5 protein-coding genes are annotated in these 8,859 nt (G+C 58.1%); 1 reads left to right on the top strand and 4 read right to left on the bottom strand.

The window, feature by feature from the left end; all coding sequences use genetic code 11:
- Positions 1–1,067: 1,067 nt before the first annotated feature.
- The 4 genes from F6X40_RS28660 to F6X40_RS28645 all read right to left on the bottom strand — a co-directional run bounded on the left by F6X40_RS28660 (position 1,068) and on the right by F6X40_RS28645 (position 6,463).
- Entirely contained in the window at positions 1,068–1,370 is a 303-nt protein-coding gene (locus F6X40_RS28660; protein ID WP_187630132.1) for a hypothetical protein, read from the bottom strand.
- Positions 1,371–2,553: 1,183 nt separating this feature from the next.
- On the bottom strand, positions 2,554–3,573 hold the full coding sequence (locus F6X40_RS28655) for a phytanoyl-CoA dioxygenase family protein (RefSeq protein ID WP_187630131.1): 1,020 nt from the start codon (positions 3,571–3,573) through the stop codon (positions 2,554–2,556).
- A gap of 652 nt (positions 3,574–4,225) precedes the next feature.
- Complete coding sequence (locus F6X40_RS28650; RefSeq protein WP_187630130.1) at positions 4,226–4,978, bottom strand: hypothetical protein; 753 nt, start codon at positions 4,976–4,978, stop codon at positions 4,226–4,228.
- A gap of 672 nt (positions 4,979–5,650) precedes the next feature.
- Positions 5,651–6,463 (bottom strand): hypothetical protein, encoded by an 813-nt coding sequence (locus F6X40_RS28645; RefSeq protein WP_187630129.1) that lies wholly within the window; start codon positions 6,461–6,463, stop codon positions 5,651–5,653.
- Positions 6,464–7,551: 1,088 nt separating this feature from the next.
- On the opposite strand from F6X40_RS28645, the gene dinB reads away from it, so the two are divergent.
- The gene (dinB, locus tag F6X40_RS28640; protein WP_184071581.1) at positions 7,552–8,697 is read left to right on the top strand and encodes a DNA polymerase IV; all 1,146 of its coding nucleotides are present in this window, start codon (positions 7,552–7,554) and stop codon (positions 8,695–8,697) included.
- Positions 8,698–8,859 lie beyond the last annotated feature (162 nt).

The following is an 8,859-nucleotide window of genomic DNA, read 5'->3' as shown; positions in this document are numbered from 1 at the left end:
GATTCGGCTCCTGCTGGAGAACGAGGCGGATTGCCTCATTCGCCAACATAAAACCGCGTGACCGGCCTCGCCCTGACCTCCCGCGTCGGACCGGAGCCCTCTACCGCGCGAGCGGTTTCGTTCTTCGACCCACTTCTGCCCCTCGACCGACGGTATCTCAACGGGAGCTTTAGCTGGCGGAGCAGACAGTCGGAAAAGTCGTTAGGAGGGAGGCACGAGCGATGCGCTGGCGTGGGCGCTACACTCATATCTGTACTCCGACTGCGATGACGATGGAGACGGCGAGGACCCACAGCTCGATGGCGGTGAAGCGGGGGTATCCAATCTTTTTCATCGTCTTCCTCTCCTTATGTCCCGCAGCCTGAACTTCATTGGGCATTCCTGGCCGGCAAGTACCTGCTCTGGCAGTCGTCGATGTGCAACAAATCGAGGGCTTGTACCTCAACCGACGTTGAAACCTCGGCCCGAGGTCGAGGTCGACGCGCCGTACCTGGCCGGGGTCTGCGCCTGTCTACCGGTGGCAGGCGCTTTCCGCCGCTCGCTGACCGCCCGGTAAAAAAAAGCCGGCGGAAGCCGGCTTCGAAGGAGGTTCCGTTTTTCCCAGGGGTGGGAAGGTAGGAACCTGAGGAGACTCATTGTGTCAACGCGTTGGCCGGGTGATGTCCTACAACTGTTCACAAGCGTCCAAACTAAGCCCTGCCGATTCGATCCTCGCCTCCTACATAACAATCGCACCGTCCATGGAACCATGATATGCGGATGGTCCCAAGACGGCCATTCTACGAACGGTTGCCGCAGTCGTACGTGAGCGTCGGGCTCTTATACTCGTGTATATCATCGAGACGATGAAGCGGGCCGGGCGTCGAACAAACATATCGCGGTACAACAAGACGGAGCCTGCCTGCCCGAGCGGCGGGTACTGCGGGGTAGCAGAAGTCGGAACGTCTGCGCGAAGGTGCCGACCAACGTCCGTAGCTGGCCGGCCTCTGTCGCTTGGACGGTCGCGATATCGGTATGCATGGTCCAGCGCAATTCCATTCGGCGTTGATCGGGTCGGTCGAGCGCCTTTACTCGCCCTTGCGTGCACCGAAGAGCGGCAGCATCCAGAATGGTTTGAGCCACTGCGCCCAAAGGGGCGCGGCCTCATGCGGAATGCCCCGTTCGGCGTTCGACGGCTCGCGAGCGAGCAGTTGTACAAGTGTTGCTTCCGCTATCCGGCGCCCCTCCGCAAAGCTCATAAAAGCCGGCACCAGTGCGTTGAGTGCAATCGGATCCGCGAGCAGCCCACGCAATGTCGGCTCGTCCATCGCTTCGAGCTGCAGTTCGTACTCGATTTGCAGCGTGCTTTGCAATTCGGCCAAAGTCAGCATGTCCACCTCCCGGTTGATCGACGAAAATGGTTCGAAGCTTCTTCGCGCATGCCGCCTGCATAGCTCGCCATTGACGATCGGAAGCGGCCGCAGAGGTCTCCACCATGCTGCGGCCCGAGCGCATGCGTGCTGCGTATCCGTTCCGTTAGTGAATAGTATGGCGCATTTGTGCAGAGCAGCAAATATCATTTTCATGCCGGGTCGCACCCCAGTTGAAGAACACTTTCTGATCAACATTCAAGGGCTTACCCGCATACCGGTTCACAATGTTGAATCAAAAGTGAGACTGCTGCAGCGCACACAAACGCAGTATGTCTTTTTCGACATTGTCCGGACCGCAACGGCTCCCAACTGCGCCTCACCCGGTGCGGTTCACCTCAAATCCGCACAGTCGCACCTATTTACCTAACCTCCCTTGTGACCAGACGCGTGCGCGACAATCTACGGTATGTGAGGCAGGATACGCACTGAGCGGCAGTACCCGACATTTAACGACGAGTATGGGGACGCTGAACGCGCAATCCTTAGCCATGTTCCAGGCCCGTCTACTCTCTGTTGGGTCTGGCTGCGAACTCTTTTCGAAGAACCCGTGGCGGCGAGCACCGATTTAACGTCGGCGGGAATACGTCGGCGGAAGCTTCACGTTGTTTGCTCAGTTTGCTCAGTTTGCTCAGTTTGCTCAGTTTGCTCAGTTTGCTCAGATGGACCAAGCCCACGGACATCGAAGGGAAAACCGGGGAACCGATTTTCTCCGCATGCCGACAAGAGACCCTCCTCCCGCGATCGTCGGCGTTCATGCGCTGCTCGCCGACGCGCGCCTCAACCAGCTGACGCGTACCGACCCTCAACCGCCGTTGGGGTCGCACCGCGGCCATCGGCGGCTCTCGAGGTGCAACGGCCGTCGACGAATCGAAACGATCGGCGCGTAGTCGGCCCGTGCCGTCGCGGTCCACCGCGTACCGTCAGTGCGCACGCGATGTTCAACTACATCCTGAAGGTGCTGTATGTCGGTTGCCAGTGGAAGAACTGCACATCGCGAAGGACCAGTGCAGACGCTCTGAGACCCACTACACGCACATCTATCGCGCCTTCCGGCGCTGGCGGCGCCGACGGCTGTTTCGACGCCCTTTTCGAAGGCTCGGTGCTCAGGCTACATCAGGACGAGCGCCTGGACACCAACCGACTACCTTTTGATGAGCCGCCTGACGGCGAGTCGGACAGACTGCGGGAGCCTGGAAAAAGCCCCGCGGGAGAGGCGATACAAAACATATCTCGTCATCACGCGGATGATCTTCTTGTCGAGGGTCAAGGAGTTCAGCGTGGTTTTTGGAAAGACCTCATAGTCGGACGGTTGCCCAAAGCCCAAAAACATCGAGATCTGGTCATTCAACCGGGTGATGAATTCGGTGTTGACGATAATCGGCTCGGACCTTTGGATTTCGCTGTCTACCTGGAGGAAGACGCTTTTCCTGACGAAAGTCTTGTTGTTGACGGGCCTCGCTCTGTGTATGCCGTATGTGTTGTAGATCAGCAAGGAGCCACTGGGCATCTTGAAGCTTCTGATCGCGGACGCGTAGTTCGCTTCGATAAACTCGTCGGTAAAGTCGCTATATGCCTTTTCGCCCGACCAAAGGTGAGAGCCTTCGATATATTGAAACTCGCCATCCTCGACCTCCGAGACATAAAAAATAAAGATGATTCCCGGAATATGAGCGAATGCTTTGTCAGTCTTGTTGTCGGTGTGCCACTGCATATGGTGTCCACCATATGTTTCATAATAGCGCAGCGCTTTCAGCCGGAATTCGTTGCCCAGATATCGCTCGCAGATTTTGAGCACTAACGACGAGGTGGCAAAGTTGTAGAAGGTCTTCGAAACTGCGAGAAGATTGGTCAGGTAGTACTGTTTCTCGGAGTAGACGCCGCTGATGGCGTTTTCATTCAGCCCAATTCTCGTTTGTGTCGCGTCGCGCTCGATGGTTTTCAGCGTGTATTGCGATATCGCCGAGGGGAAGGCGTAATATCCATTTTCATTTAGATCGCTGACGATCTGATCGATGTCGACAGAGAGAAACTCACTGCAAAATAATGCTGCTTCATTTTGCTGGTCACCGGCCCGGACACGACGTGAGCTTGCCGGTGTCCCGTCGACGCTGATTTCAAGGCTGCAGCCCGAATCGTCAATATTGAGGGGCGCGCTTGCCATTGCTTTCTCCCATGGTTTTTTCGACCTCTCACTGCCCGTTTGTCGAATCGAAATGGATAAATGGATGCTAGTTGCAGGGACGTCGTCGAAATCGCGGAGTCGGAAGACGACAAGATTTTGGCCAGCCGAGACCCGAGGCTGCGCCAGTTAGCGAAAAGATCACGAGCGGTGATCTCTGATCGTCTCCCGTTTGTGTGACGAGAACCGCGCCTGGCGCCGCGAAGCCGAAACCGGAGCTGCGGCAGCTGAAGAGGCACCGGCGCGCGCAATCGCATCCCCAAGCTTGCCGAATGGCAGTTTGGGGTCGAGTTTAAGCATTCAGCGAGGCCACGGTAGCAGCCGTTCGAAGTCGTCGCGCGGTGAATGGCCGATCTGGAGCGATGGGCGGATGCGTTAGCGTCGATCGACGAACGTCGGCAAAGGCCGAAACGCAGCGTTCGACTCTGCGAAATGAATGGCCGTTTGCTGAGCGGAGCCGACTTTCGAATGTCCCAGCTATGGTGCGGGCGAATGACGCTTCATGGCCGACTCCAGTCCACGATGCTCACTGCCCACGCTGCGCAGCAGGAAGATGGGTGGTGTTCTTCCAGGTAGACGAGCGCAACCTCTTGTGGCGCCGGGGCTGACTCGATGGCCCCGGGCTCGCCGCACGTCACATCATTCCGCCGTTGCTGCCCGTACTCCCAGTGCCGGAAAAAGGTGCGGACGTCGCTGTAAGCGGATGGGCGAGACCCGCCGCGGACAGCAGCGAGACGGCGGCCTGATCGGGCATGCCATTGGCGTCGAGAGCCCCTGCTGCCGCTAGCGCGCCCAGGTCGCTGTCGACACCTATTTGGCCAACGGTAAAGGATGTCGTTAGAAATGCCGGTGCCGCCAGCGTGACCGCATAGCGCTGCTGTAGATTCGTGACGACTGCCGATTGCGCAGCTTGCACGTCGGCCTGGTTTGCCAGCACCTCCTGGAACTGTGAGTTGGTCGGGAAGCCCGCAATCAGACCGCTCTCGCTCGTGCCGAGTTGCGAAGCGATGTAGACAAACATCAGTTCGGTCTCTGGCGTCGTATTGAAGGTGCCGCCGGCAAATGCCACCGAATGCAGGCCAATGCCACCAGAGGTCACGGTGAGGATGCAGGGAGGCGTGGCATTGAACGTAATCGCGTAGTGTCCACCGCCGTCGGACAGCGTGGAGCCCGAGCCCTGCACACAACTGAAGCTGACCGTCGCGCTGGCGACCGCACTACCGGTGGCGGCCGTGCCGGATATAGCGACGGTTGGCGTCACGTTTCCGCCACCGCAACTGTCGAGGCCGAAACAGGCGTTTCCGCCGCAAGCGGCGAGCGTTGCGAGGGAAGCCACGCAAATTGCAGCCAGCGCCGGACGAACGAAACACGCGTAGTGAGTGTTCATGGTTGCCTGCCGTTGATAGATCGGGATGGGGCAATCGGTTCCACGGAACGGACCAATGCTACGTACAATTTTAGCGCCCCATGCCTGGAGACCGTTCTACACGTCAATCACATTCGCCGGTGTTATCAACTGCTGAACGGTGGCTCGTCGGCTCGCCGACACGCGAAGGTCGACCCGCAGCGGCCCGTCGACCCAGCGCGACATATAGGGCGGCTTCCAAGGTACAACGGACGTTCGTTGACTCGACTTTTCCTTGTTGAATGGCTCATTCCGAGGGAACAACGGCCACGGCTTCCTGCGTCACCGCGCATTGTGGCTCGACGGTCTTGGTCCGCCGGCAAAACCCTGTTGCGACCGTGCGCAGCGGAGGCATCGCCCGAAGTTGGCCGGCAGCATTGGCCGCGGACGGCCGTCGAACCGGTGGTAACCCGTGAGCTGCCTGCACCGCGTGCGTGGGCGCTTCGATGCGCACGCGGCGGCGTCGAGTCCCGAATTGCGGTCGACACACGTCGGGGTGCCGCAACGCGTGCGGCCGTGAGGTGATTTTTGCGGCGGCTTGCGTCGCGGCGATCCGGCGCCGGCACTGACCACCCTCGCCGAACACGCGTGCCCGAATGACTACGACGACGCCGTGCATGGCAGAGCCTTCGCGACGTCGCGAGCTGCTAGCCATCAAGCAGTGCTCCGCTTGAACACGTGATAAAAATTTCGGTGCGGTGTCGTGAATTTGAAACTTCTCTGCTTTACGTAGGCATCGAGCCAGGACTTGACGAACGCGAGCAGCGTGGCATCGACCACGAAGCCATCGCCATACTCCTTATACGGCGTGTCAAGCGCGTAGACTCCGGCGTTGGGATCGAAGAAATACAACGACCCACCGCGGCTACGATAGAACGCGATCGCATGCTTGCCTTGCGTGCATTCGACCTCGATGATGACCGCCCTGCCTTGGCGGAGGTTTTCCCCAGCTTCCGCAATGGTCTTGTCGTCAAGTCGGTTGACACCGCCGCCGGGCGCCGGTTCCTGTGCGATATGAATGTCGTCTTCCCAGTCTGCTTCTACGAGCCCCAGTTCGCGGGCGACCGTGCTCACCGGTCTGCCGCTGTAAGCGTTTTGCGTCATCGCGGCAGCCAGCATGGTATCTGCGTTGCGCGGACCGCTTTTACCCTTGTCGATCAAACTTGCGAGCGGGGAACCCGCCGGCGGCGAAATGCCTTGGCTCATGCGGCTGACTGGATTCAACGGATTGGCGAACCGCTTCGTCGTCGGGTTCAGCAACGGACCGTCCTTCTTCAGAATGCCGTTGGAGGTGGTCATTTTTTCCTTGACCCAGTTCAGCACGGCGCCCATACAAACACCATGGGCCAGACTTTCCGAATAGTTGCTGCCCATTACGTCTCGATTGATCTTCTGAAAAGAGTCGCTCTGAGCAAACTTGTACTCGCGGCGTGCATATTGGTTTAGCGCACTGAAGTCCATTCCCATTGTGTAACTTCCCTTCGGCTGAATGCGTGGCTGATCAAAAGCGGGGTGAGCGTCTCAAACAGCAGAACAACCGGTGCGCGCGTTTTATTCCTGTGCCGAGCGGATCTTGTCGGCTGCGTGACGTTCGGCGTCCGATGTTCACCAGCAGAGCGAGCGCGAGCGGCGATCAACGCGGCTCGGCGAAGCAAAGACAGTCGAACGCAACGTACGCGAACACCGCTGCTGCGATCAACCGCGAACGGCCGGTCAGCTCAAGCAGCTTCGTCCCGGCTGTAGCGCAGGCTACTGTACGAAAGCCATGCCCGACCGGGCATCATCGCGGCGGCGACCGTAGGCCGATCGGACGTCGAATCGCGCCGCACGACGCCGCGTGTTCGCCCAGACGTGCCTGCAGTCAGCACGTGGCCGGCATGTCTCGATCGATGACGACGCCGTCGCCTCGGCGGCTCGCGAAAAACTCACGCGAATGCAGACATCCCCTCTTGACCACAAGGCAAACCAGCAAGCGGCGGGAGCCGGCGCGACGTCCGATAACGGCCTGGGAGCGGTCGTTGAACTGTTTCTCATAGGCCGAAGTTGATCGGCTGAAGATGGCCGATCTTTGCCGGCGACGCGATGCTCGCTATCATTCTTTCGGTTCCTCAGCGCAGTTCGAGTTGGGGCTTGGGCGCGGGGCCCCGAGAGAAAAGCAATCGGGCCCTGCACATGAAACCCGTCGACGACGGACAGTCTTGCCATCCGCCTCAAGCGCCGAAACGTAGGGTGCGTCGATACGCGACTGCATGTGACGATCCGCTTCAACGTTTCATCGATGGAAGTAGCACACCTCCTTTGCAACCGGGTCGGACTTTGTCTCCTCCGTCGCCCACCCGAATAGACATGAGGAAGCAGCCCAGCCCTCGCCGGAACTCCCCATTTATATTACAAAAATGGTGCCGCCACCTGACAAAAATACTGTATGGATGTACAGTTTAGGCATTTGATGGGGAGAACGCGATTTCTCAATGTTTCGATGTTCATCATCCGGGGCTCTGCGGAGCGCCGCGTTGGCCCAGCTAGACACTGAACGCTATTTTGAGTATCAAGGCATGCCAGATCATAGGCGCATAGCCCACATTGACATGGATGCATTCTTTGCGTCTTGTGAACTTTCGCAGTATCCAGAACTGCGAGGCCAAGCCATGGTGGTCGCGGGCCGTCGTTCGGATGCGCCCCGAACGAACGCGGACGGCACGCGTGAATTCTCGCGGTTACGCGACTATACGGGCAGAGGTGTATTGACGACTGCAACCTACGAAGCACGAGCGCTCGGAGTTCACTCTGGGATGCCGGCGATGAAGGCGGCCCGACTGGCGCCAAATGCCATTCTCCTTCCGGTGAACTTTGACCTGTACCGAACATACTCACGACTGTTCAAGGAAGCAGTTCGATCCGTAAGTCCTACAATCGAGGACGTGGGAATAGATGAGGTCTATGCCGATCTATCGTTCTTGAATGACGAATCGGAGCAAATTGCGCGGAACCTGAAATCCGCGGTCGTCGAGGCGACCAATCTGACCTGTTCGGTTGGAATTGCGCCAAACAAGCTCTTGGCAAAATTGTGTTCCGACATGGAAAAGCCAGACGGAATCACAATTTTGCGGCTTGAAGATTTGCAAGCAAGGATCTGGCCGATGGCTGCCGGAAAAATCAACGGTATTGGGCCGAAGGCCAACGCCAAGCTGACGTCTCTCGGGATAACGACGATCGGTGAAATTGCCGCATGCGGCGAGCAATGGCTGATCGAACAGTTCGGACGGAGCTATGGGTCATGGCTTCGCCAAGTTTCCCATGGGCTCGACGACAGGCCAGTGGTGACTCATAGCGAGCCTGTCTCGATGAGCCGAGAGACTACATTCGAGCAAGACCTGCACGCCGTACGGCACAAGCAGGAACTCGGTACCGCATTTACCCGTTTATGCGAGCAGGTGGCGCTAGATTTGCAGCGTAAAGGCTATCTCGCGCGAAGGATCGGGATCAAACTTCGCTTCAACGACTTTCAGACAGTAACGCGTGACGTCACTCTCCCAGAACCTGTTGCGGACGCTAAGGCACTGCGTCACGCGGCCACCCAATGCCTGAAACGGGTCGAACTTGTTAAATCCATCAGGCTACTGGGGGTCAAGGCGGGCGGCCTCCAACGTGCGGGAACGACGGCGAGCGAGGCGTCGTCGCAGTTCGAGTTGGACTTTTAATGCGCGTACCACCTTACCGAGCAAATGTATCCTAACTTACCAAAAACGACCAAAACAGGTAGGTTGGGCGACACTGAGCTTCTCAAATGTCTTTTTTTAAGAAAAACGTGACTGATTGTTTTATACAAATCAGATAGTTACAACCAGAGCGTCCAGAGTTAC

The sequence above is a fragment of the Paraburkholderia sp. UCT31 genome, from assembly GCF_014397655.1.
Lineage (GTDB): Bacteria > Pseudomonadota > Gammaproteobacteria > Burkholderiales > Burkholderiaceae > Paraburkholderia > Paraburkholderia tuberum.
The sequence above is the reverse complement of the archived record's forward strand: the minus strand, read 5'-3'. Positions and strand labels throughout refer to the sequence as shown.